Below are 23,326 nucleotides of genomic sequence, written 5' to 3' on the forward strand. Positions count from 1 at the left end.
GAAATACGTCATCAGCTTACTCCTTTCAATGAATCAGAGTACTGCTTCCAGAGAATTTTTATACGTCGGTACGTATACCGTCCGGGGCAGCCGGGGTATTTACGTCTATGCCTTCGACCGGTCTGCTGGATCCGCCGAGCTCGTGGAGGCCGTCGACAATCCGAACAGTCCGTCGTTTCTGGCGCTGCATCCCAGCGGCCGCTACCTCTACGCCGTCAATGAGCGTGACGACCAGGGCGAGGAGCATGTCGGCACGGTCTACGCTTACGCAATCGACCCGCAAACCGGTCGGCTGACGTTCATTAACCAGCAGGTATCGGAGGGCCCGGCGCCCTGCCATATCAGCATTCATCCAAACGGCAAACTGGCGTTCGTGTCGAACTACGGCGGTGGCAGCCTGGCGGTCCTGCCCATCCGGGACGACGGTTCGCTGGGAGAGGCTACCCAGCTTCTGAAACACACGGGCCGGGGAGTAGATGAAGACCGGCAGGACGCTCCCCATGTGCATTCGGCCGTTCTGTCGCCCGACGGCCGGTGGCTGTACGCATCGGACCTCGGCACGGACAAGGTTCACACGTACCGGATTGATACCGACCAGCAAATCCTCGTGCCCCACGAAACGCCGTTTGCAGCGGTATCACCCGGCTCGGGGCCCCGCATCACGGCCGTTCATCCGGATGGCCGGTATGTTTTTGGCATCAAAGAAATGAGTTCGACCGTCGCCGTTTTCAGCCAGCACACCGACGCGTTTTCGCTGCTTCAGGACGACGTACCGTTCTTACCGGAGCACTACGCGGGCGATCGTTCGGGGGGCGACATCCACGTCGACGCCACAGGCCGCTATCTGTACACGACCAACCGGGGCAACAACACCCTGGCCATCTTCCGGATCGACGACGGCAGCCTGTTGCCGGTTGGCCTGCATTACACCGGTGGCGATCAGCCCCGCAACTTCTGGGTCGACCCCAACGGCGAATACGTACTGGTAGCCCATCAGGAAACCGACAACATCACCGTGTTCAGGCGCGTGGATGAGACCGGCGATCTTCGGGCAACGGGGTACGAAATTCAGGTTCCCTCGCCTGTTTGCGTTGTAAGCCTGGCCATGCCGTAGTTTAGAAGCTGTCTGGATTTTTGGCGATATTGCTCAGGAAACCCTATCGCTATGCCTTACCTTTTCGTGTTCCTGCTGCTTTCATTTGCTGCGGTGGCGGCCCCCAGGCCGTTTCAGAGTCGTATCAACTCGCCCAACGGCCAGATCGTCCTGACCGTGACGGCTTCGGATAGTGTCCGGTTTTCGGTGACCCACGCTGGTCAGACGCTGGTGCTCCCTTCAACCATTGCGATGACCCTCGCGGATGGGCGGGCGCTGGGCATCAGACCTGATGTACGGCGTAGTGCTGTGCGTACCGTTCGCGACTCGATCATCGCGCCGGTCGCCATCAAGCGCCGGGTGGTGCGCGACCACTACAACGAACTAACCGTTGAGTGCCGGAACAATTACGCCATCGTGTTCCGGGTGTACGACGACGGGGTTGCCTACCGCTTCCGCACGGCCTTTCCCGATTCGATAACCATCCGGAACGAAACGGCCCAATACCGGTTTCCCGCCGACCCGACGGTGTATTACCCGGCCGTTCAGCCCCGGCCGAATGTTGATCGGTTCCATACGTCGTTCGAGGAGCCGTATCAGGTAAGTCCGCTGAGTCAGATGCCCGACACGGCACTGGCCTTCTCACCTGTACTCATAGCCAATGCCACGCCAGTGCGCCTGGTCATTACGGAATCAGATCTGGAAGACTACCCCGGCATGTTTCTGGCTAGGGCGGGATCGGCGCTGACGGGCGTATTTGCGCCGTATCCCGTGCAGGAAACCTTGCAGGAAGGTGAGTTTCCGCAGATGATGGTTACCCGGCGGGCCGACTTCATCGCCCACACCCGCGGCCGGCGTTCGTTTCCGTGGCGGGTGCTGGTCATCGGTACCGACCGTGATTTACCCAGTACTGATCTGGTGTACCGACTGGGAGCGCCCAACCGCCTGAGCGACGTATCGTGGATCAGGCCCGGCAAATGCACCGACGAATGGATCACCAACATCAACCTGTTCAATGTCCCATTCCGGGCGGGTATCAACACCGCTACGTATAAGTTCTACGTCGATTTTGCCCGGCGGTTCGGCTTCGACCGGATCCTGCTCGATGCAGGCTGGTCGGACTACAAAGACCTGTTCAAGATCAATCCCGACCTCAACATACCGGAGCTCGTGGCGTATGCCAAGTCGAAGGGCGTCCGCCTGAGCATGTGGACGCTGGCGCATACGCTCGACCGGCAGTTGGAACCGGCCCTGAAGCAGTTCAACGACTGGGGCGTCGATTTCATCATGACCGATTTTATGGATCGCGACGACCAGAAGATGGTCAATTTTTACACCCGCATTGCCGAAGCCTGCGCCAAAGCCCGCATCATGATCATGTTTCACGGCGCCTACAAACCCGCCGGTTTCGAGCGGACGTACCCGCACGCCATCACCCGCGAAGGGGTTCTGGGGTCGGAATACAACATCTGGAGTGCCAAAGCAACACCCGAACACGACGTCCTCCTGCCGTTTATCCGGATGGTTGGCGGTACGCTGGACTACGAACCCGGCCTGCTCGACAACGCGACCAACGAACAGTTTCGACCCATTGCCGGCAAGGTGATGTCGCAGGGGACGCGCTGCCACCAGTTGGCCATGTTTCTGGTCTACGACAGTCCGCTGCCTATTTTTTCGGGCAATCCGTCGTCGGCCCTGCTGGAGCCACGGTTCATGGAGTTTCTGGGGAGCCTGCCCAGTACGCACGACGACACCCGCATCCTCGATGCAAAACTCGGCGATTACGTCGTGACGGCCCGGCGCTCGGGCGATACGTGGCACATCGGCGGTCTGGGCGACTGGACGGCCCGCGACCTGACGGTTGCGCTGGATTTCCTCGGCGACGGCACCTACGAAGCCACGCTCTGCACCGACGGCCCCAACGCCGACCGCAATCCGGTCGATTATCAGTTCACCACCCGGCCCGTTACCCGGGCGGATTCGCTGCCGGTACATCTGGCGCCGGGTGGCGGGTTTGTCATTAAACTTCAGAAGCGATAGCCTACCCCATAATCAGCGACTCGGCTCCATCGATCCAGACGGGCGTACCGGTAATGTGACTCGACCGGTCCGATGCCAGGAACAGGGCCAGATCGGCCACCTGTTCGCTTTTACCGGGCTTTCCGTCTGTTAGCGGAACCTTACCCTCCGGAAACTCAACGGGCACCTTCGCTTCCTCAATGCCTCGCTTCTCGGTACTTTCCTCGATGGATGTATCAATTGCACCAGGGCAAATTACGTTCACGCGTATACGGTCTCTGGCCAGTTCCAGAGCCGCCATCTGAGTAAAGGCTACCTGAGCCGCTTTGGTACAGGAATAGGCTGTAGCGCCGGTGTTGCTGAAGATACGGGTTCCATTTACCGACGACGTGACGATCACCGACCCGCCCTGTCTTTTTAACAATGGAATAGCGTATTTAACGGTCAGGAACGTTCCGCGCAGGTTGACGTTCATGGTTCTGTCCCACTCGTCGGGTTCCAGATCCTCGATAGGTGCCCACACACCATTGATACCAGCATTAGCGAAAACAATGTCCAGGCGCCCCCATTGCTGTTCGATCTGCTGCATCGCCTGCTGCATGTCATCGACTTTAGCAATATCGCTAACCATCACCATCGCTTCTCCGCCCGATCGCTGAATTTTGGCGACAACCTCATCGAGTTCTTCTTTGGTACGACCCAGGGCTGCAATTTTTGCGCCTTCCCGGGCAAATAGTAAGGCTGTTGCCCGGCCAATACCTGATCCTGCGCCGGTAATCAGCGCTACTTTGCCGGCTAATTCTTGTGCCATTGTCGAGTGAATGTTGTGTTTTTTAAACGCGGAGGTGACAGAGGATGCGCAGAGATCGCAGAAAGGACGTAGTCACTGCTGAACTACTTCATTTTCGTCAGTGCGTTCTCTGCGTTTCTTCGCTTCTCCCCTGTGTTTAAGCACATTTGCCGCTTTTTTGTTGGCCAATCAGGCAATTACATAGTCTGTGGCCTGCCCAGGTTTAGGATTTTTGCCAATCTCCCCCCAATTTAGCCCCCTCATTCCTGATTAATTTCCTAACCTTATGAAACGCTTTATTGCCCTTGCTTCCCTGGTCGCGGCCCTGGCCTTTACCGCTCCCACTAAAACGGTCAAACTCTTCAATGGCAAAGACCTGACCGGCTGGAAGATCTACGGCACCGAAAAATGGTACGTCGACAACGGCGAACTTATCTGCGAAAGCGGCCCCGACAAGGGCTATGGCTATCTGGCTACCGAAAAGCCGTACAAAAACTTCGACCTGTCGCTGCAGTTCAAGCAGGAAGCCAACGGCAACAGCGGGGTGTTTTTCCGGTCGAGCATCGAAGGGACTAAAATCAGCGGCTGGCAGGTGGAGGTAGCCCCGCCTAACCACGACACCGGGGGCATCTACGAATCGTACGGCCGCGGCTGGCTTATTCAGATTCCCGATGAAAAAGAAACCATTCTGAAGCCCAGCGAGTGGAACACCCTGCGCATCCGGGTGGAAGGCGACCACGTGCAGACGTACCTGAACGGGCAGCAGATGGTGGATATGCGCGACGAAAAGATCGGCCAGGCGAACGGGTCGGTTGCCCTGCAGATACACGACGGGGGCGGCATCAAGGTCCGCTGGCGGAAACTGATGCTGAAGGAATTGTAGCCTTCACGTCCGCATCCGAATGGCGTTGGTCTGGGGTTTCCTCCGGCCGGCGCCATTCGTGTTTTAGGGCGTATAGTCAGCATGAGCTTACGGTACTCCGCCCATTAAATTTTTGCCAATCCCCGCATCGGCTTCACTATTCCCGCCCCGAACGTGTTACGCTTGTGAGAACACGCTTTGTCGGCAGCGGCTCACAAAACCGATTCGACTCCCGACGCTGTTGTTGAATACGTATGGAACAGACCACTTTACCGGAAGTCTGGCTGCGCGGTGCGCTTCCCGATATTCCGCCGTTGTTACAGCCGGTAGCTCATGCCCTGCTACAGGCCCGCGAGGAAGTGAACGCCCTCATGAACGACTTCCCCGACGTACTGATCTGGAACCGCCCGTCTGGTGTGGCCTCGGTGGGGTTTCACCTCCAGCACCTTACGGGTGTGCTCGACCGACTCTTTACCTACGCCCGTGGCAAGTCCCTGACCACCGATCAGCTGGCCCGGCTATCGGAAGAAGGTCACCCCACTGGCGATACCCTGACCGTTGACATACTCCTCAATCGATTTAACCGGCAGGTCGATACGGCGCTGAACCAGTTACGCACCACCAGCGAATCGACCCTGACCGAACCGCGGGGTGTCGGCCGGGCGCAGTTGCCTTCGACCGTGCTGGGGCTGCTGTTCCATGCCGCCGAGCATACGCAGCGGCACGTCGGTCAACTGCTGGTAACGGCGCGGATTTTACGGGGATATTAACCGTAGCCGGGGGAAGTCGCCCTGATTCGGTCCGGCTATGTGTGATATTACCGTATTTTTGGGCGGAGTTTCTGCCAGAAGCCAACTGCCCCGGTAATTCATCCTGGTTATGACGATTCGTTTTGCAACCCCCGCCGACACGGCCGCTGTTCTGGACATCTATGCGCCGTATATCACGCAGTCCGCCATTTCGTTTGAGTATGACGTACCATCCGTAGCTGAGTTCGCCGAGCGCATACGGCTTATTCAACAACAGTTTCCGTTTCTGGTCGCCGAGCACGACGGCCGCCTGCTCGGCTATGCCTACGGGTCGCGGCATGCCGAACGGATTGCGTATCAATGGTCGGTCAATACGTCGGTGTACGTGCATCCGGATGGGCAACGCCAGGGTATCGCCCGGAGGCTCTATACGACCCTGTTTGCGTACCTCCGTCGCCAGGGGTACTACACTGCCTTTGCCGGCATCACCTTGCCTAACCTCAAGAGCGAGTCCTTTCACCAGACGATGGGCTTTCAGCGTATTGGTACGTACGCCAACACGGGCTACAAGTTTGGCGAATGGCACAGTGTTGCCTGGCTCCAGTTAGTGCTGCAACCGTATTCATCATCCCCCGTCCCCCCAATTCCAATCACCCAGTTGATTGCATCAGGCATTGACCTACCTACTGAGTGACCGGGTAAAAGCAAGCGTCCGGTTATGGTGTCATTCCATAAACCGGACGCTTGCTTTTACCTGCCGACTTCCCTCGGTTAGAACACAATCTTCGGTCCCAGCGGTGGCCCCACCGGTCGGGGTGTTCCGATTACAAACTCCCGAACGAGCCGGTGCGGCCCGGCCTGTAGTCTAAGGGTATAGCGCCCTTCGGGCATATCTTCCATATTGAACAGTCGCCAGGCCCAGTCTGCCCCCAGCTTTTCGTGGTAAAGCGATTCGTGTTCGTGCGTTTCCAGCTTAATCAGCAGTTTGTGGCCGGTCCGGTTGCCGATCAGCAGCTTTAACCGCATCGGATTTTTATCCGGATACAGGCTGATGTGCAGGTTAGCTTCGTCGAGCAGCACGAGCGGCATGGCGGCCGTGGGCGCGTAGTCCGGGTTGGTGCGGGCGGGCAGTTCAGCGTTCACCGCCATGAGCCCCTCAGCATCCACCGTCTGGGCATACAAGGGTGCCATCGGTTTAGCCAGCAGCAGCCATCCCAGCATAAGCGACAGATAATGCAGACTCGTGGTAAAACGTGTAGGTAGTTGGTTCATACGTAGTGTTGTTAGTTAAGATTGATTGGTTGGACTGAAGTTGAAAATCAAGGCAATAGTAACGGAGCTGAACTGGGTTTCCGACCCGGTTTTTGCGGATTTCACCCACTATGACCGGGCAAGCTCCCTCCCGATCACCACACAAAAGTAGCCCTGTATTGGCCACCTCAAAAGAGCCATTATCTGACAAATTAACAGGGCCATTCTGCGGTAAATTGATTACCTTACAACCCGAAGCAGTCCTCGCTACCAATGAGCAAAAGTACCCCGCAGATTGACCTTCCCGGCCCGCAGCTGAACCGCAACAGCCCTACCCCTCTGCACCAGCAGGTGTATTTGTTCATCCGCGAAGCCATCAGCGACGGACGGCTTAAAGCCAACTATCGGCTGCCGGCTACACGGGTGCTGGCCGTCGACTGGGGCATCTCGCGGAACGTAGTCCTGCTGGCGTTTGAGCAATTGATCCTGGAGGGTTACCTCTGCTCAAAAACCGGCGCCGGCACCCACGTAGCGGCCTGCCGTTCCGACGAGTTACCCGTCCGCCCAACTACGAAGCCCAGCCGGCCGCAACCCAAACAGGCCACCCTGACGACTCATAGCCTGCTCCGGCAAGCCGCGGACAACCTCATCTCGGGGTGCAGCGTAGACCGGGAGATCATCCGGCCGTTTCAGCTATCGGTTCCTTCGTTCCGGGATTTTCCGTTTTCGATCTGGAGCAATCTTGCTACGCAGGTATACCGGGGTCTGCACATTCAGCATCTGGGTTACGACGATGCTGCCGGCTACCGTCCCCTGCGCGAAGCCATCGCCGAACACGTACAGATTAACCGGGCAGTGCGGTGTACGGCAGATCAGGTGGTAATCGTACAGGGCACCCAGCAGGCGCTGTACCTGGCCGGATCGCTGCTGCTGCAACCAGGTGATGCGTTCTGGATGGAAGACCCGGGCTACCAGGGCGCGGTGGCCTGTCTGCGGGCGGTGGGTGGCATACCCTGCCCGGTACCATCGGGTCCGGGCGGCTTTGATCTCGACTACGCCCGGGAGCACCACCCCCATGCCCGGGTCGTTTACCTGACGCCCTCGCATCAGTACCCACTAGGCGGAACGATGCCCTACCCTATCCGCAAACGGCTGCTCGACTGGGCGGCCCAGCACGAGGGGTGGATTATCGAGGATGACTACGACAGTGAACTTCGGTATTCGGGCCGGCCGTTGCCGTCGTTGCAGGGACTGGACCAGGCCGGGCGGGTGATATACGTCGGTACGTTCAGCAAAACGCTGTTCCCGGCCCTGCGGATTGGCTACGTCATTCTGCCCGATGCGTCGACCGCCCGGCTGTTTACCCGCGCCAAAGCCCTGCTGGATCGGCAGAGTCCAGCGGTCGAACAGATGATTCTGGCGAAGTTCATTCAGGAAGGCCATTTTCTTCGCCACATCCGACGCATGCGGCAACTGTACAAAACCCGGCAAACCTGGCTGCTGGAAGCGTTACGGACCGTACCGGGTTTATGCCACACGTCGGCACCCGATGCGGGCATGCACCTGATTGCCTGGCTTCCCGACCACCTCGACGACCGTACGGTATCCACCGAGCTGGCAGCCCGGGGCGTAACAGCACCACCGCTATCAACCTATACGCTTGTTCACCGGCAGCCGCCCGCACTATTGCTCGGCTACTCAGCCTTCACACAGGAACAGCTCGAAACGTCGGTCGCTACGTTGGCGTCCGTGCTTCAGCAGGCGGCAGGATAACCATTCGGAAGCCGTTACAACCGAAAGTAGGCCATTGTAGTTACCCTCATCGAAGCTAACGACGTATTCTGATGAGCGTTCATATCGGCACTTCCGGCTGGAGCTACGACCACTGGCAGAGCGTTCTGTACCCCGCGCCAACGCCCGTTTCGAAGCGACTGGATTATTATCTGCATCAATTCCAGACGGTCGAACTCAACTACAGTTACTACCGCTGGCCTAACTCAGCGGTCTTTGCCGGTTGGCAGGCCCGCTTGCCCGAAGGCTTTCTGATGTGCGCCAAAGCACCCCGGTGGCTGACCCACTACGGTAATCTGAGCAAGCCGGAGCGGTGGATCGAACGAATCAAGGATGGCTGGCACGCGCTGAGCGACAAGCGGGCCATTCTACTGGTGCAGTTGTCGCCCCGCTTTACGATCAATTACGACCGGCTGGCGTATTTTCTGCAACAGATGCCGCCCTGGATACGGACGTCGGTCGAATTCCGGCATCCAAGCTGGCACGACGACGCCATTTTTTCCCTGCTCGAACAGCACCAGGCAGCCTACTGCGTCATGAGCGGAGCCAATCTGCCCTGTGTGCTGCGGGCTACGGCTCCCTTTGTGTACGTCCGGATGCACGGCCCCGACACGCAGTATCTCTACGGCGGCTCCTATTCCGACAACGACCTGCGTTGGTGGGCCGACCGCATTCGGGAGTGGCAGGCCATTGGCAAAGAAGTGTACGTTTATTTCAACAACGACGGTGGCGGGAATGCCGTTCGGAACGCGCTTACGTTACGGTCGTTTGTGGCATGAAAAAGCCGGAACGACGACGCAGGTTCTCGTTCCCGCCACAATTACCCTTCAGCGATTAGTTAGTGAGCACCGCGTATGTCGCCCCGGTGGTGTTCACCATGGCGATACGGCACCCGTTCAGTGAACAAGCCGGCCCCGATTTCGAGCATACCGAAAATTACGTGGGGCGGGTAGACCTGCTCGTCAAAATCAAAGATCCAGGGCGAACCAAGAATCAGCAGCCCGCTCAGGCAATCGAGAACACCGTGTGTCCGGGTTGAAATGAATCTCAATGTTGCCTTAGTGCGTTTTAAAATTCCACTTGGAATTATCGCTGTCAAAATCAAACTCTGCCAGGGTTGGTGTGCTGTCACCGGACGATACCAGGACTAATTTCTTTCCGGAGCGCGGTATGATTCTGGGCATTATCCGGTAGGTGCCATCCGTCAGTTGATCGATGCGCCATAGCTGTTCGGGTGCGCCGGTAAATGCCGGTACGGTTATGACTTCGGCATCGGCCGTTGCTGCTAAGGCCCGCTCGGTTCCGGCCAGGACAATTTTATAATAGGGACCACCTAAATACCCGGTGGTATCCGGCGCATCGGTAATGGTCCATTGCTGATGAGGACGGGACATGTAGTCGCCTATTCTCACATTAATAGGCCCGGTTGGCCAGTTTTTTATGACATCAGCCAGTTGTTGAGCCGGAACGGGTTTTATGGGTTCATTGTCGGGCTGGTTAAATCGCCGTGGTGCAACGGCCATTCTGGTAAAATCAACGGCCAGCTCTAAGCCATATCCTCTTCTGACGGATTCAATTTCGTAGGTGCCTTCTTTAAACTTTTCTCCGGCCACGGGCCAGCCATCTTTCCAGACCACCGGCAGGATGCCCAGTACGCTACGGCCACCCTGCTCTAAATCGGCTTCGTAATGGAGAGACATTTTTTCAACGCCCTTCTCCAGAATGATGTGCCCAAAATGCCCGGGGCCTATCAACCCTCCACGGGTAGCCACCACCAGTTTACCGCCCCCTTCCAGCATGCTTCTGCCTACGTTATCGAGGTACGGGCCGGTTATTTTTCTGGATCGACCCACCACCACATTGTAGGTAGAATTAGCACCATCGCAACAACTACCATGCGTGGCCAGCAGGTAATACCATCCGTCGCGATAGACTAGCGTGCTGGCCTCGCAAACGATAGCCACATCCACGGGTTTATTGCCGGCCTTGAGTTTTCCGGTTTTAGGGTCTAATTCAATCAGGCGAGTGTAGCCAAAATAGGTGCCGTAGGTTAACCAAAGGCGACCGGTAGTGGGATCCAACATAAGACCGGGATCGATGGCGTCGTTCTCTTCATAACCGTCTGACGTTGCCACCACAATCGGCTCAGAATATTTAAAATCCGGGGACTTTGGGTCCAGGGTCTTGTTCCACATGGTAAGAATGGCTCCCTTATGGTTGGGTGAACCACCGGTTGCGCCATAGACGACCAGGTACCGATCCCCAATCTTAAGGACATCCGGAGCCGCGCCACCACCCGGTCTTACCCCGCCCCCATGCCACGTCCAGCCGTCGTTGGAGATTAACCCGCCACCGCCGGTGCCGAATGTGTAGTATTTGCCGTCGCACTCAGCGACGGTTGAGGGATCATGGATGAATGGTCTGCCGACCTGGGCTAGTACGGTCTGTGTTATCAGTAAAGCGAATACTGTTATCAGGCCAGTTACTTTCATTCGTTTCATGTAGTATGGCGTTTTAACTAACCTAAACAGGCCAGGAACCTGTTTAAACTATATCTCATTGGCTTTTTTGTCGTTCCTCGGGATGACAAAACGTACTTAGTATTGCTGGATTACGGAAAGTTTAACCAGACTACCCTTCTTTTATTCAGTGCTAATACTGAGATTTTTTACGGGCGCTCCTTTTTCATCTAAAAACCGAACGCAGAAATTAGCCATACCCGGTCCGTTGATGACGGCCCCCCGGATGATGTTTCGCCCCTTCTTAAGCGTCAAACGGGCCGAGGTGCCATTATCGGCAATCATATCCCGGTCACCGGACAGCAGCAAGGCTTCCTGCCCATTCAACCACCACATGCTGCCGGAATTGCAACCGGCGGCCAGCCTGACGTTTTTGATTTCTTCCGGGGAATCGATGACCGTGACCAGCCAGACCAGTATGCCGTATTTTGGTTTGTTGATGGCGTAGGTAAAATGATACAGATTAACGTTGAATGCCTTGCTGTCCAGCGCATACCACTTCAGTTGCTGATTGCCTACGTTTACCGTTTCGCCATTTTTGGGAACGGTGGTGTAATCAGGGGAAAAATTATCGGTTGAAAACGTTGTTTTGAGGTAGTTGTCCGTGAATATATTGTTGCGAACAATATCTTTCTTGACCGGCTCCAGCACAAGCCAACGTTGAATAAACCCCTTGGCATCCGGTGCTTTTTTAGCGGCCGTGGCCATCGTGAAGTGTCTGGACAGGGTATGGGTCGTATCGCCTTTAATAGGTATGGGGGGAAGCGGTATTCTTTGCCCCGGGCCCTGGGCAAAAGCGGTAAGGCCACCTGAAAGTAAAGCTGATAAAATTACAAACGAAGCAACTGGCCACACGTCTTTATATTTTCTGCTCATCGCTGGTTCCTTTAGGAATGGGTATTGTTTTCAATTCATGCGTAATGTATAGAAACTTACTCAACGAAACAGGGGTGGACTAATCAGGTTAAAGCGTAAAAAAAAGCGACTGACAAGTAGTCCGACCAGCGGGTCGAGTACCACCAGTATTGAAACCAATTGAAGCGCAGCGACGGGTAAGCCGTTATAAGTGGTACGCTTTACGCTCCAACGTTTACAGACTACCTTTGCTACGGTCCCTGGCGAGTGATCCAGACATTTCCAGCAGCCGCTCTTTAGACCAAAAGGCTATTATCGCTTTTTTGGAAGTTATGCACAAAAAAGCAGCTTTCTGACCTCAATGTAAACGGCTTCGCATTACGTTCAAACAAAGCGTCACGAAGCGGTGGTAATCTGATAAGCAGTTTACAATAAAAACGGATACTGACGACATCAGGCAACAGGCGGGGCGTTCTCAGCAATACCTTCAAAACTTTTCGAGTCAGTGGGCCAGTGAATGGCTTGACGAAGATTGAGCAGAAGCTAGAAGGTGCCAGGCTCAATTTCTCTTCCACCAGCAACCGGTGAATAAAAAATAAATGATCGGTAATGGACTAACTGATTAACATTGAGCGAATCAGTAGCGAAACGGCTTACCCTTCTCATGTTTTACCGAAAAATTGCTCCATCTGTTTCCCTGTCCCCCTACGTGGAATGCTATTTCGTATGGGAAAGAAGCGACGTGCTGGCAGAGCCCTTGTGCGTTGAGTCGCCCCCGAGCGGCTATGCCTCGATGGTGTTCAACTACGGTGATCCGTACCGCGTTAACAATGGCAAGCATAACGGGCTACTGGTTCCACCCGCGTTTCTGGCGGGGCAGGCCACACAAAGCTACGCACTGGAGTTAAGTGGGAAGATTGGCATGGTTGGTATCGTGTTCAAGCCGTCGGGTCTGGCTTCGCTGTTTGGCTTACCCATGTACGAGTTTACGGACGAGCGAGTGGATTTAATCGACGTGTTGGGTAACAGATTACGATCCTTGCACGAGCAGATCATACAGGCGGGGCACCTTACTTCGCGGATTCAACTACTCGACCAGTTCCTGCACCAGCAACTGATGAAGAAGGGGAACGCGTTCGACCGGACGGATTACGTAGCCAACCTAATCATCGAGCGCAAAGGCATTATCAACATCAGCGAACTAATGGACGAACTGTACGTTTGCCGGCGGCAATTTGAACGGCAGTTTTTGCAGAAAGTAGGCGTAAGTCCCAAGTATTTTGCGCGCATTCGACGGGTCGGCCATTTCTGCGCGCAACTGGCCAATCAACGCTGGCAAGTGGCCGACTGGCACGAACTGATTTATCAGTGTGGTTATTACGACCAGTCGCATTTTATCCGTGAATTCACGCAGTTTTTAGGAAAACGCCCAACGCTCTATATTAAAGATAACCGTGAACTGGCTCAGTACCTGTCCTGAGCGAATGTCGCATTTGTACAATGGTACGCTCCGGTGGTCCGGTAGCTTTGTCGTCGAGAATCACCTCTTTTTTATCAAAAACGATGAAGCAACGATTAATTCTGTTGAGCCTGCTGATGCTGGTCATCACAACCAGCTACGCCCAGAAGAACTTCTGGACCGAGACCGACCGGCGCTATACGGTCGATAACCTCAAACGTACCCGCGACGAGCTGACGCGGGAAACCGAACACCTGACCGACGCGCAGTGGCACTTCCACGAATCGCCCGACCGCTGGAGCATCGCCGAGGTCGTAGAACATCTGGCTTTGTGGGAAATTATCTGGGCCCGCGAAATCGGGATGGGTATCCGCAACACCGCCCGCCCTGACCTCATTGCTACCAGCAGGCCCGACAGTTATTACCATGATTTTATCATGGAAAATAAGGCGCACAAATCATCGGACCTGTCGCGACCAACCGGCTTTATTCAGGGTAAAAACAACCTGACGTTTTTCCAGCGGCTACGGGATCAGGCCATTACGTTTGCGGATACGACACAGGCCGACATGCGGGCGCAGTTTGAGCTAACGGCTACCCCCTCGCCCCGCAATATGCATCAGGTGTACATTTACCAGTGGGGGCACGTGGACCGGCACCTACGACAGATTCGCAAGATCAAGCAGCACCCTAATTACCCTAAAGAAACCGCATTAAAAAAATAATCTTCCCTTAAACCCATGGAAACTACAAGCAAAATCTCCCTCGCTGAGCAAACCCGCAAAGGCGCTTGCCTGGCCTTTTTTTCGGCCTACCAGGACATGGATACGGCCCGTATGATTCAATTGGCCACGCCCGACGCTACCGTTCATTTTGTGCCGATGGGCGAAGATGGTAAGGGTTCGTTCTGGGAATTTGGCAAGGGCGTCTGGCAGCTGATTATGGACTGCTTTCCAGACGTAGACAATACCGTCGATAGTCTGACTACGGATGGAGACACCATCACGGCATCGGTTGCCATCTACGGTACACAGGCGCAGGATTTTATGGGCATTGCCAACAAAGGCCTGCGCTTCAACAGCGACCACATTTTTGTGTTCCGCTTCGACCCCAATGACCGCATTACGCACCTGGCTATCGACTGGGACCACGCCAGTTTCTGCAAGCAGTTAGGCGCTTGATTACCGTGGTTAGCAGGGCCCCTGGAGCCAGGCGTCCTGCTAACCACGGTTTTATGAAAACCGTAAGAAATAGCTCCCAGCATCAAGCAGCCTGGTACTGTCATACGGTTTGATTCATGCAACTTGTCAAATCCGGCTAGTGTACCAACGGCAAGTTTTCTGACCTCTGGTTAGCCTGCTTACCAGAGCACCGGTGCAGGTAGCCATTGAATCTTGTAAGACGAATCGCATCGGCCAGGCTGACTTACCGGATGGTGGGTGTGCTATCTCATAAAACAGGAGTCATGTTGAGCCGTAACATGACTCCTGCCTGTATAAACAGGACTACCGCCCTCCTCTCGCTAAATTGATCGCGCACAAAGGCAAAACTCTGTGGTACTTTTAATCGATGAGGACGGTGAACATCCTGTTCTACGCTGGTAATTATGGAATTACGCTTCTGGCTACTCCTTTGCCTTCTGCTGTATCCGGGTAAGGAAGCTACCTGGTTGCTGGCTCAGGCTAATGGTGCCCAGCAAACGGTAGACCAGCAACTTGAACGGGCCGAACAACTCACCTCCTCCCAGCCTCAGCAAGCGTTGGCGGCTGCTCAGGCCGCCCTGCTACTGGCACGGAAAAATCAGCTGACTTTATCCGAGGGAAAAGCGTATCAGCGACTGGCTCGTATCTACGCCGAACGGGACGATTTCGTTAGTGCCCTCAATGCGGCCAAAGCCGGACTTTCGATTTTTTATAAGCTGGGCGAGCAGCGGGATGTTTGTCGCATGTACATCGGCGTGGGCATCATCAACCGCTACATGAAACAGTACGACGCGAGCATTGAAGCGAACCGGCAAGCCCAAAAAATCGCGGAAGCCCGGCAGGACACGATGCTGCTCGGATCCATATACGGCAACCTGGGGAACGTTTATTTCGACAAACTCGACTATGACCGGTCCCTACAGTACCACCTGAAATCACTCCCCATTCACCGGGCTTTGGGAAACGAACAGGGAATGGGCAATACGTTTCATAACCTGGCCAGGCTTTATCGCATGCGCAGGGAGTTTGATAAAGCGCTGGAATTCTACAACAAATCGCTGACTATTGATCTGAAAAACAACAACCAACTAAACATTGGCGGCTCCTACCTGGATTTAGCGATCCTTTTCAGGGACAGGGGCGATTTTCAGCAGGCGTTGCTCTATTCGCAGCGGGCGTTGGCCATCGCCCGAAAAATAGGCTCCAAAAGTATCCAACAGCAGGTTCTGGCTAACTTGCCCTTGATTTACGGCGTATTAGGAAAACCTGCGGAAGCCGTGATGGCCCAGAAGCAGTATCAACACCTCACCGACAGTCTGCAATCAGCGCAGTTGTCGAAGCAGATTGCGGAGATGCAAGCCCGTTATCAGGGCGAACAGAAAGACCGTGAGTTGAGTGTACAGCGGCTCCGTCTGGAAGCCCAGCAGGCATCACTCGGCCAGCAGCGTACGTTAATCGCAGCCCTTATCGGCTTTGTGCTGCTGAGCGGACTGATTGGCTATCTGCTTTTTAACCGCTACAACCTCCGGCAGCGCAACCTGAAGCTGTCGCTGGAAAATGAACAGTACCAGCTTTCGCAAAGCCTGCAACTCCGGCAGGATATCGACGAAACGATCAACTACTTTGCCACCTCGCTTTACGGCAAAAACACGGTAGATGAAATTTTGTGGGATGTAGCAAAAAACTGTATCGCGCGGCTGGGCTTTGTTGATTGCGTGATTTACCTGTTCAACGACGAACAAACGGCTCTTATCCAGAAAGCGGCTTACGGCAACAAAAATCCAGAGGCCTACGCCATCCTGAACCCAATTGAGATTCCGCTTGGCGAAGGTATTGTCGGAAACGTGGCCCGATCGGGTAAGCCAGAACGTATAGCCGACACGACAAAGGACCCTCGTTACATCACGGACGATGAAGTACGGTACGCCGAACTGGCCGTACCGCTGCTGCTCCAAAACCAGGTGATCGGCGTTATTGACTCCGAGCACCCCGAAAAAGGCTTCTTCAAAGAGCATCACCAGGAAGCCCTGCAAACCATTGCAGCTATCTGTAGCAATAAAATTGCTCAAACGCTGGCCGAAGAAGAGGCTAAAAAAGCCAGGCTTTTGCAAATTGAAGCGGACTATATCCGGGAAATGGACCGGGTCAAGTCACAGCTTTTTGCTAATATCTCGCACGAGTTCCGCGCTCCGCTTCAGCTCATTCTGGCCCCACTGCAAAAACGGGAGGTTATTAGTCCGGAGGAGACAAAGATGATGGAACGGAACGCTAATCGGCTGCTTAGGTTGGTCAATCAACTGCTCGATTTGGCAAAGGCCGAAATGGGTATGCTCACAATAAACTACCAATGGGGCAATCTGATTAGCTTCCTTCGTCAGACCGCTCAGCATTTCGAGCCGATGGCCGAGGCTAGGAAACTCCGGTATCAGATTGACCTGCCAGCGACCGAATTGTTGGTGGCCTACGACCGCGATAAACTCGAAAAGATTGTTTACAATCTCTTGTCCAACGCCATCAAGTTCACTCGGGCGGGCGGTCAGGTTAGGCTACAGGCTGAGGTGAAACCCGAAACGGGACTCCGGCTAGTAGTCAGCGATACGGGTATTGGTATTCCTGAAGCGCTGCAAGACCGCATATTCGACCGTTTCTATCAGATTGATCCCTCACAAACGCGGGCCTTCGAGGGGAGCGGTCTGGGACTGGCCCTGACCAGAGAGCTGGTAGACCTGTACAAAGGCTCGATCCATGTGGAGAGTCGGCCCGGAGCCGGGAGCACCTTTGTGGTCTGGCTACCGCTGGAAGCCGATGCATCGCTGGCCACTCACGGCTTAGCCGGGGTCGTATCGGCTACGGGTATTGGCCAGGCCTCCAACGTGGTCATGCCTGCATCCGCCCTCCTGGCAAACGAGGAACCGGCGGGAGCCGACGGGGAAGATAAGCCGACGATCCTGCTGGTGGAAGACCATTCCGAGCTAAACAATTACCTCGGCCAGCAACTTTCAAACCGTTTCCGGGTCGTGCAGACCATGCAGGGCGATGAAGGGTTACAAGTGGCCCGCCGGGTGGTCCCTGACCTGATTATTTCCGATGTGATGATGCCGGTGATGGATGGCTTTTCGATGACCCGCCACCTGAAAGAAAACGAATTGACCAGCCACATTCCCGTTATACTGCTAACGTCCAAAGATGACGTTGAGTCCCGGAAAGAAGGGTTTGAGGGCGGGGCTGAGCAGTATTTAGCCAAGCCGTTCGCCCTGGACGAACTGGTGGCCCGCATCAACAGCCTGCTGACCCAACGCGATCTGCTGCGCAAAAAGTACAGTCGGGAAGTACTGCTGCAACCGACCGGAGCGCCCATCCGCGACCGGGAAGCTGAGTTTCTGGAGAAAGCCATTCGCATCATTGACGAACACATAGCCGACGAGCGGTTCAGCGTGGAGGTTCTTCAGCAGGAGATGGGCATGAGCCGAATGCAGCTACACCGGAAATTGAAAGCACTCACCGAGCAATCAGCCGCCGACTTTATCCGCTACATTCGGTTGCAGCGGGCCGCCGATCTGCTGCAGCAACCCGGTATTCAGATTGCGGAGGCCGCTTATGGATCGGGCTTTACGCACCTCTCTTACTTCTCGAAGTGTTTCAAAGACCAATTTGGTGAACTACCGTCCGATTTTCAGAAACGACAAGGCGTAAAATCTTAGAATATCAAACAATAAACTATTGATAATCAGTAAATTATTATCTGATATAAGGCTATGTTACATCCGTGCTATTAATTGGGAAATGCGTGTTAGCCCCCGCCTGCGTGCCGACAATACCTTTGTTGCCATAAGGTAATCGCCGAGTCACCTGTAAGCAGTCGGCAACTTTTCCTCTTTTTCTAACACGCACAAGTATGCACTACGTAAAACCAGTACCCGTCTTCGCACTGCTCCTGCTGGCGCTTTGCGGATGCCAGGACAACGTTGTTGAGCGCCAGAAGCCGCCGACACAGGCCGATGGGTTTATGCCGAACGGCCCCTCGGAAGGGCCTGGGGGCGTTACTACTAACCCCGGTGGGCAACCCCTGCCCTACCCGACGATCACTAGGCAGACGTTCATTCCCGAATACAGTCTGTATGCCCACACCAAATGCCACACCTGGCGGATTGAGTGGCCGATCTACCCGGCCAGTACCGATCCTAACAAGATTCCAACGGTGTTTACGCTGTCCAACGGAGCGCTCAACAGTTTCGATTTTCTGAACGGCCAACCAGCCTCCACTACGTACAAAACCCATTTCAATCTGTATCACAATGACAAATTAGAAATGTCTAGTACGCTGTGGGACGAACTCATCCACACCTTCGAGTCTGGCAGTCAAATGGAAACGACCTGGTTTAACAAGGTCAATATTTCGGTCAAGGGCCTCGAAAATATGGTTAAGAATCGACCTGGTCTATTCGAGACCAACTGGGTAGATAACAACCAGGAGCCTCCGGTGTACCAGCAGGGCGATGTATTTCTGTTTAAGGTGATGAATCTGACCGACCCGACAATCCCGAACCGCTACGGCGGCATTCGCATCGTCTCAATGTCGCCCCGTATCATCGAGGTCTACTTAGCCGTACCGAACAACTAACTCGGCGTAGTCGCCTTCCCCGCAACACACGATGATCTATACCGGAGCAGATGTCTGCTCCGGGTGGGGAAGCTACGTCCTGTATCTAAGGTATCTGCCGAATCACCTGTAAGCAGTCGGCCATTTTCTTTATTCTTTTTTACAAATACTACCATGCAACTCGTAAAAATAGTACCCGTCTTCGCCCTGCTTCTCATTGCCCTTTGCGCCTGTGAAGAACAGCCGATCTCCATCCAGGAGCCAAAGGCCAAAGGCGCTCGAGAAGCCACGCCCCTCGCGCTGGATGACGAGAAGGACCTTACGAACGGTCCGGGTGGGCAACCCTACCCGACGATAACCAAACAGACGTTCATTCCTGAAGATAGTAAGCATGCCTTTCTCAAAACGCTCACCTGGCGGATTGAGTGGCCGATTTACCCGGCTAGCACCGACCCGAACAAGATTCCAACGGTGTATACGCTGTCCAACGGAGCGCTCACCAGCTTTGACTTCCTGAATAGTCGACCAGCTTCCACTACCTACAAGACCAACTTCAACCTGTATCACAATGCTAAAATAGAGATGTCCAAAACGCTGTGGACCGAACTGACGCACACGGTTGGATCTGGTGATCAGATGGAAGCGGTCTGGTTCAATCAGGTTCAGCTTAAAAATCCAGTCAATCTCCTCATGGAGGCAGCCACCGAGCGACCCATCTTGTTCGAAAGTTACTGGGAGTCTGACAGCGATGAGCTTCCTGTCTACCAGCAAGGTGATCTTTTCTTCTTTAAGCTGTGGAACCAGCACCGCTACGGCGCTATCCGCATTGTCTCCATGACGCCCCGTATCATTGAGGTGTATCTGGCCGTACCCAACAAATAACTCGGCTTAGCCGCTTTCCCCGCAACGTAATGTGCTTTTTCGCCGGAGCAGGTATCTGCTCCGGGTGGGGGAAGCAATACCTTCTATTGATTGATCTTCACTACTAATTGTTCAACATCATGACTAAGTATTTCACACACCTATTGCTAGCGGTCTGCCTAGCAGGCTTTCTGTTCATTCCTAATCAGGTTCTGGCCCAGTGGTCGACGCAAAACGGCAACGTGTACCTCAACCCGCCGACCAAAGTTGGCATTGGCCTGTCCAATCCGAATCGGAACCTGGATATTCATAGTACATCAGACACGTACCTACGGGTTAGCTCACTGGGTGGAGCCTCACTATCGAGCCTGACGGCCGGTATCGAACTTCGGCGCACGGTCGCGAACGGTTCGTCTGCGGCAACCTGGTCCATCGTCAACGAAGGAACGTTCCGCATCCGGCACAACAGCGACCTTATGTTTGCCATGACTCCCGACATGGCCCGGCTGGGCATCAACACTGAAAACCCGGTTGTGTTCACCATCTACGGCAAGAACGTGACCAAGTCGGGTAATTATGTGGCAGACGGGGCCCTGCGTTTGCACTCAAGGGTGGGCGACAACATCCACATGCTGGCTCTCGACGGCAATCAAATTGAAAGCAGTGACCCGCTGTACATCAATAACGATTTGGAACAGAATGTCCACCTTGCCAACGGCGGGGGTAAGGTAAAAGTCGGTACTACCGACAACGAAGCGCGGTTCAGCGTGGCGTCGGAGAGCGATATGCAGCTCAAACTCATCAATCCGGGCAGTGGCGGAGCGGCCTGGCGGATTGGGGTGGCCAACAGCACCTGGAGTGCCGGGGCCGGCAAGTTGGTATTCTCCAGAACGGCTAGTTCCGACGATGCGACCATGGTGATAACCCCCGCCGGGAACGTCGGCATTGGCCTCACAACGCCCTCAAAAACCCTGCAGGTGAACGGTACCACCTCGACCAAAGTACTCGAAATCACCGGAGGGGCCGACCTGGCTGAACACTTCAACGTTGAAACAAACGAAACGTTGTTGCCGGGAACGGTGGTCAGCATCGACCCCACCAAACCCGGACAGCTTCGGGTGGCCCGGCAGGCCTACGACAAAACGGTGGCCGGTATCGTGAGCGGAGCGGGCGACGTGCAGCCGGGGATGCTGATGGGCCAGGTCGGAACGCTCGCCAGCGGCCAGCATCCGGTGGCCCTGACGGGGCGGGTGTATTGCCGGGTCGATGCGCAGTACGGGGCCATCCGGCCGGGCGATCTGCTCACCACCTCGCCTACGACCGGCCACGCCATGAAAGCTACCGACTCCGAAAAGGCGCAGGGGGCCATCCTTGGCAAAGCCATGACCACGCTGGAAACAGGTACGGGCCTCGTGCTGGTACTGGTTAGTCTTCAATAAGATACGCTGAATCAACAACTATGAAAGCAATCAATCCTTTGCTTGTTGTGCTAATCTGCCTGTTCGGCAGGTCAGCGATGGCCCAGAAAATGGTAACACATTCGTTTCGGTATCAGGGCGATACGTCGGGCCACGGTCAACTCCGGTTTCTGACGCAGGTGACGCAGCCGAACACGACCTTCCTTCGGCTGTATTTTACGGGTACGCAACTGGGCGACGGCAGCTATCTGGTGCTGGAAGGCACCGACGGTGCCCGGCAGGAACTCCGGAAGCCGGACCTCGACAACTGGCACTACAGTTCGGCGTATTTCAACGGCCAGTCGGTCAACGTCTCGCTGTTTGCCGCTGCCGGTGAGCGCAACACAGTGTGCGTTTCTGGAGTCAAAGTGACCAACCCGCAGGCCGTTCAGGCGCGAAACGCCCGGCAAGCGACAGGGAATTTCGGCACCACAACTCGCGCGGTGGCTTCAACCTCGGCCAACCTCACTGAAACGCACCCCCACGCGAAGGCCGTAGGCCGGTTTACCAACGGCAGTACGTGGTACGGTGCGGGCTGGATTGCACCCAACGGGGTAATCGTAACGTCAAGTAACGTGTTCACTAATAGTGACCCAAATGAGGATAAAATCATCGAGTTTAACGTGCCCCCCTCAGTTGGCGGTACACCCGTGCATTCATCGCCCCAGGATCAGTACCCCTTAAATATATCGAAGCCGAATCGGGATGGTTTATTTACATTTAAAGAAGAGCCCAAAGGGCCACATGGTTATTATATAGGCGATTACGGCTGGTGGGTGATTGAGCCGCTGCCCAACAGCATCACCGGCCTGCGGCCCGGCGAACGTCAGCAGGAGTACTTTCGCGTTGCTCTCAACCCCGGTAATTTTACTATCGACTCAAAAGGGGATGGGGGCATTCCGGTAGATATTTTTCACTACGGTGCTTATTCTGGTGGCTTGGAAGGCGCTGACGATCTCACCACCCGGACCTTACAGTTAATGGAAACGTCGCTGCTGCGACAGAATGAGTTCATTTCCGTTGTTACCCCTGACCGTGACCGATTTGTGCTCTACGGTACCCCACTTTCTCTGCACAGCGCCAAGGGTGCACCTATTACCTTCAGAGGGTCGAACGTGGCCATCGGTGTTCACCATCAAGAACGTTTCATTCTTGAGGGAGTCGACATGCCAGGCTACGGCCTGGGCTTCCGAGACAATGGGTTTCGGGAGGAAGTAGGTCGATTCTACACCGAAAGATCGGCTTACCTTGACCTGGACGGAGCAAGTGACCAGCCCAACGGTCAGGTTCATAAGCCCTACCTCACCGTGCAGCAGGCGGCTCAGCACGCGCCCAATGATTATACACTGTACATCGCTAAGGGTACGTATTCGGGGGCCGTTACTTTCAACCGGCCTCTGACCCTGCGGGCACCCGTTGGCACCGTCAGGATCGGAGCCAGCCCGGTGGGCGCACGACAAGCGGCCATGCCGACCATTGCTCAGGAGATGGCGCTGGCCGAAGTTCTGAGCACGCACTCCCGGCTGGAAAACCCGGAGACGACAGAGAAGGTACGGGCGTATCCCAACCCTTTCCGGGGGCAGACGGAGATAAGACATCCGTTTACGGAGGGAGGCCCCGCATCGGTGAGCATTTTCAATACGGCGGGAGTGCTCATTGCCACATTCAACTCGAACAATGGCACTACAGACCAGAACGGCGTACAGTGGAACGGCACTGACCAAAACGGCCAACCAGTTCCTACCGGACTATACCTCATCCGGGTAAACGACGGGCGTCAGACGTTCACGACCAAAGTACTGAAACAGTAAACACGAA

At 55.1% G+C, this 23,326-nt stretch carries 20 protein-coding genes; 15 read left to right on the plus strand and 5 right to left on the minus strand.

Going from position 1 to position 23,326, the window contains the following annotated elements:
* Nucleotides 1-28 precede the first annotated feature (28 nt).
* Together DYU11_RS23780 and DYU11_RS23785 are read left to right on the plus strand one after the other, a co-directional pair.
* Entirely contained in the window at nt 29-1,114 is a 1,086-nt protein-coding gene (locus tag DYU11_RS23780; RefSeq protein ID WP_119670352.1) for a lactonase family protein, read from the plus strand.
* A gap of 51 nt (nt 1,115-1,165) precedes the next feature.
* Entirely contained in the window at nt 1,166-3,133 is a 1,968-nt protein-coding gene (locus DYU11_RS23785; RefSeq protein ID WP_229365997.1) for a glycoside hydrolase family 97 protein, read from the plus strand.
* A 1-nt stretch (nt 3,134) separates the two neighbouring features.
* Here DYU11_RS23785 and DYU11_RS23790 read toward each other — a convergent pair whose 3' ends face one another.
* A complete protein-coding gene (locus DYU11_RS23790; protein ID WP_119670223.1) occupies nt 3,135-3,923 on the minus strand; it encodes an SDR family oxidoreductase in 789 nt (262 codons plus the stop codon).
* Between the two features lie 265 nt (nt 3,924-4,188).
* On the opposite strand from DYU11_RS23790, the gene DYU11_RS23795 reads away from it, so the two are divergent.
* From DYU11_RS23795 to DYU11_RS23805, 3 genes are all read left to right on the plus strand, one after another.
* Nucleotides 4,189-4,785: a 3-keto-disaccharide hydrolase gene (locus DYU11_RS23795; protein ID WP_119670224.1), complete on the plus strand. Its 597-nt coding sequence runs from the start codon at nt 4,189-4,191 to the stop codon at nt 4,783-4,785.
* A 233-nt stretch (nt 4,786-5,018) separates the two neighbouring features.
* Entirely contained in the window at nt 5,019-5,534 is a 516-nt protein-coding gene (locus DYU11_RS23800) for a DinB family protein (RefSeq protein WP_119670225.1), read from the plus strand.
* 109 nt (nt 5,535-5,643) lie between these two features.
* Nucleotides 5,644-6,207 carry a GNAT family N-acetyltransferase gene (locus DYU11_RS23805; protein WP_119670226.1) on the plus strand — a complete coding sequence of 188 codons (564 nt, stop codon included), beginning with the start codon at nt 5,644-5,646 and terminating at the stop codon, nt 6,205-6,207.
* Between the two features lie 77 nt (nt 6,208-6,284).
* Here the strand turns inward: DYU11_RS23805 and DYU11_RS23810 are convergent, their stop codons facing one another.
* Nucleotides 6,285-6,785, minus strand: coding sequence for a hypothetical protein (locus DYU11_RS23810; RefSeq protein WP_119670227.1), 501 nt, complete (start codon nt 6,783-6,785; stop codon nt 6,285-6,287).
* 252 nt (nt 6,786-7,037) lie between these two features.
* Here DYU11_RS23810 and pdxR point away from each other — a divergent pair, with 252 nt between their 5' ends.
* Together pdxR and DYU11_RS23820 are read left to right on the plus strand one after the other, a co-directional pair.
* Nucleotides 7,038-8,537: a MocR-like pyridoxine biosynthesis transcription factor PdxR gene (pdxR, locus tag DYU11_RS23815; protein WP_119670228.1), complete on the plus strand. Its 1,500-nt coding sequence runs from the start codon at nt 7,038-7,040 to the stop codon at nt 8,535-8,537.
* Nucleotides 8,538-8,608: 71 nt separating this feature from the next.
* A complete protein-coding gene (locus DYU11_RS23820; RefSeq protein ID WP_119670229.1) occupies nt 8,609-9,334 on the plus strand; it encodes a DUF72 domain-containing protein in 726 nt (241 codons plus the stop codon).
* A 59-nt stretch (nt 9,335-9,393) separates the two neighbouring features.
* Here DYU11_RS23820 and DYU11_RS23825 read toward each other — a convergent pair whose 3' ends face one another.
* The 3 genes from DYU11_RS23825 to DYU11_RS23835 all read right to left on the minus strand — a co-directional run bounded on the left by DYU11_RS23825 (nt 9,394) and on the right by DYU11_RS23835 (nt 11,782).
* Nucleotides 9,394-9,606 carry a hypothetical protein gene (locus DYU11_RS23825; protein ID WP_119670230.1) on the minus strand — a complete coding sequence of 71 codons (213 nt, stop codon included), beginning with the start codon at nt 9,604-9,606 and terminating at the stop codon, nt 9,394-9,396.
* 7 nt (nt 9,607-9,613) lie between these two features.
* A complete protein-coding gene (locus DYU11_RS23830) occupies nt 9,614-11,056 on the minus strand; it encodes a family 43 glycosylhydrolase (RefSeq protein ID WP_119670231.1) in 1,443 nt (480 codons plus the stop codon).
* Between the two features lie 141 nt (nt 11,057-11,197).
* On the minus strand, nt 11,198-11,782 hold the full coding sequence (locus tag DYU11_RS23835; protein ID WP_229365998.1) for an acetylxylan esterase: 585 nt from the start codon (nt 11,780-11,782) through the stop codon (nt 11,198-11,200).
* Nucleotides 11,783-12,593: 811 nt separating this feature from the next.
* Here DYU11_RS23835 and DYU11_RS23840 point away from each other — a divergent pair.
* From DYU11_RS23840 to DYU11_RS23875, 8 genes are all read left to right on the plus strand, one after another.
* Nucleotides 12,594-13,409 carry a helix-turn-helix domain-containing protein gene (locus tag DYU11_RS23840; RefSeq protein ID WP_119670233.1) on the plus strand — a complete coding sequence of 272 codons (816 nt, stop codon included), beginning with the start codon at nt 12,594-12,596 and terminating at the stop codon, nt 13,407-13,409.
* Nucleotides 13,410-13,492: 83 nt separating this feature from the next.
* Nucleotides 13,493-14,113, plus strand: coding sequence for a DinB family protein (locus DYU11_RS23845; RefSeq protein WP_119670234.1), 621 nt, complete (start codon nt 13,493-13,495; stop codon nt 14,111-14,113).
* Nucleotides 14,114-14,128: 15 nt separating this feature from the next.
* On the plus strand, nt 14,129-14,569 hold the full coding sequence (locus DYU11_RS23850; RefSeq protein WP_119670235.1) for a nuclear transport factor 2 family protein: 441 nt from the start codon (nt 14,129-14,131) through the stop codon (nt 14,567-14,569).
* A gap of 425 nt (nt 14,570-14,994) precedes the next feature.
* Complete coding sequence (locus DYU11_RS23855; protein ID WP_119670236.1) at nt 14,995-18,291, plus strand: ATP-binding protein; 3,297 nt, start codon at nt 14,995-14,997, stop codon at nt 18,289-18,291.
* A gap of 194 nt (nt 18,292-18,485) precedes the next feature.
* Nucleotides 18,486-19,211, plus strand: coding sequence for a hypothetical protein (locus DYU11_RS23860; protein WP_119670237.1), 726 nt, complete (start codon nt 18,486-18,488; stop codon nt 19,209-19,211).
* Nucleotides 19,212-19,364: 153 nt separating this feature from the next.
* A complete protein-coding gene (locus DYU11_RS23865) occupies nt 19,365-20,072 on the plus strand; it encodes a hypothetical protein (protein WP_119670238.1) in 708 nt (235 codons plus the stop codon).
* A 119-nt stretch (nt 20,073-20,191) separates the two neighbouring features.
* Nucleotides 20,192-21,490 carry a hypothetical protein gene (locus DYU11_RS23870; protein ID WP_119670239.1) on the plus strand — a complete coding sequence of 433 codons (1,299 nt, stop codon included), beginning with the start codon at nt 20,192-20,194 and terminating at the stop codon, nt 21,488-21,490.
* A gap of 20 nt (nt 21,491-21,510) precedes the next feature.
* Nucleotides 21,511-23,319 carry a T9SS type A sorting domain-containing protein gene (locus DYU11_RS23875; protein WP_119670240.1) on the plus strand — a complete coding sequence of 603 codons (1,809 nt, stop codon included), beginning with the start codon at nt 21,511-21,513 and terminating at the stop codon, nt 23,317-23,319.
* Nucleotides 23,320-23,326 lie beyond the last annotated feature (7 nt).

This window comes from Fibrisoma montanum, from assembly GCF_003583365.1.
Classification (GTDB): domain Bacteria; phylum Bacteroidota; class Bacteroidia; order Cytophagales; family Spirosomataceae; genus Fibrisoma; species Fibrisoma montanum.

Coding starts and splice junctions, on each gene's coding strand:
- DYU11_RS23840 (WP_119670233.1), top strand. CDS start 12,594: ATGTTTTACCGAAAAATTGCTCCATCTGTTTCCCTGTCCCCCTACGTG.
- DYU11_RS23790 (WP_119670223.1), bottom strand. CDS start 3,923: ATGGCACAAGAATTAGCCGGCAAAGTAGCGCTGATTACCGGCGCAGGA.
- DYU11_RS23865 (WP_119670238.1), top strand. CDS start 19,365: ATGCAACTCGTAAAAATAGTACCCGTCTTCGCCCTGCTTCTCATTGCC.
- DYU11_RS23795 (WP_119670224.1), top strand. CDS start 4,189: ATGAAACGCTTTATTGCCCTTGCTTCCCTGGTCGCGGCCCTGGCCTTT.
- DYU11_RS23870 (WP_119670239.1), top strand. CDS start 20,192: ATGACTAAGTATTTCACACACCTATTGCTAGCGGTCTGCCTAGCAGGC.
- pdxR (WP_119670228.1), top strand. CDS start 7,038: ATGAGCAAAAGTACCCCGCAGATTGACCTTCCCGGCCCGCAGCTGAAC.
- DYU11_RS23810 (WP_119670227.1), bottom strand. CDS start 6,785: ATGAACCAACTACCTACACGTTTTACCACGAGTCTGCATTATCTGTCG.
- DYU11_RS23850 (WP_119670235.1), top strand. CDS start 14,129: ATGGAAACTACAAGCAAAATCTCCCTCGCTGAGCAAACCCGCAAAGGC.
- DYU11_RS23800 (WP_119670225.1), top strand. CDS start 5,019: ATGGAACAGACCACTTTACCGGAAGTCTGGCTGCGCGGTGCGCTTCCC.
- DYU11_RS23830 (WP_119670231.1), bottom strand. CDS start 11,056: ATGAAACGAATGAAAGTAACTGGCCTGATAACAGTATTCGCTTTACTG.
- DYU11_RS23780 (WP_119670352.1), top strand. CDS start 29: ATGAATCAGAGTACTGCTTCCAGAGAATTTTTATACGTCGGTACGTAT.
- DYU11_RS23855 (WP_119670236.1), top strand. CDS start 14,995: ATGGAATTACGCTTCTGGCTACTCCTTTGCCTTCTGCTGTATCCGGGT.
- DYU11_RS23835 (WP_229365998.1), bottom strand. CDS start 11,782: ATGGCCACGGCCGCTAAAAAAGCACCGGATGCCAAGGGGTTTATTCAA.
- DYU11_RS23845 (WP_119670234.1), top strand. CDS start 13,493: ATGAAGCAACGATTAATTCTGTTGAGCCTGCTGATGCTGGTCATCACA.
- DYU11_RS23785 (WP_229365997.1), top strand. CDS start 1,166: ATGCCTTACCTTTTCGTGTTCCTGCTGCTTTCATTTGCTGCGGTGGCG.
- DYU11_RS23820 (WP_119670229.1), top strand. CDS start 8,609: ATGAGCGTTCATATCGGCACTTCCGGCTGGAGCTACGACCACTGGCAG.
- DYU11_RS23875 (WP_119670240.1), top strand. CDS start 21,511: ATGAAAGCAATCAATCCTTTGCTTGTTGTGCTAATCTGCCTGTTCGGC.
- DYU11_RS23860 (WP_119670237.1), top strand. CDS start 18,486: ATGCACTACGTAAAACCAGTACCCGTCTTCGCACTGCTCCTGCTGGCG.
- DYU11_RS23805 (WP_119670226.1), top strand. CDS start 5,644: ATGACGATTCGTTTTGCAACCCCCGCCGACACGGCCGCTGTTCTGGAC.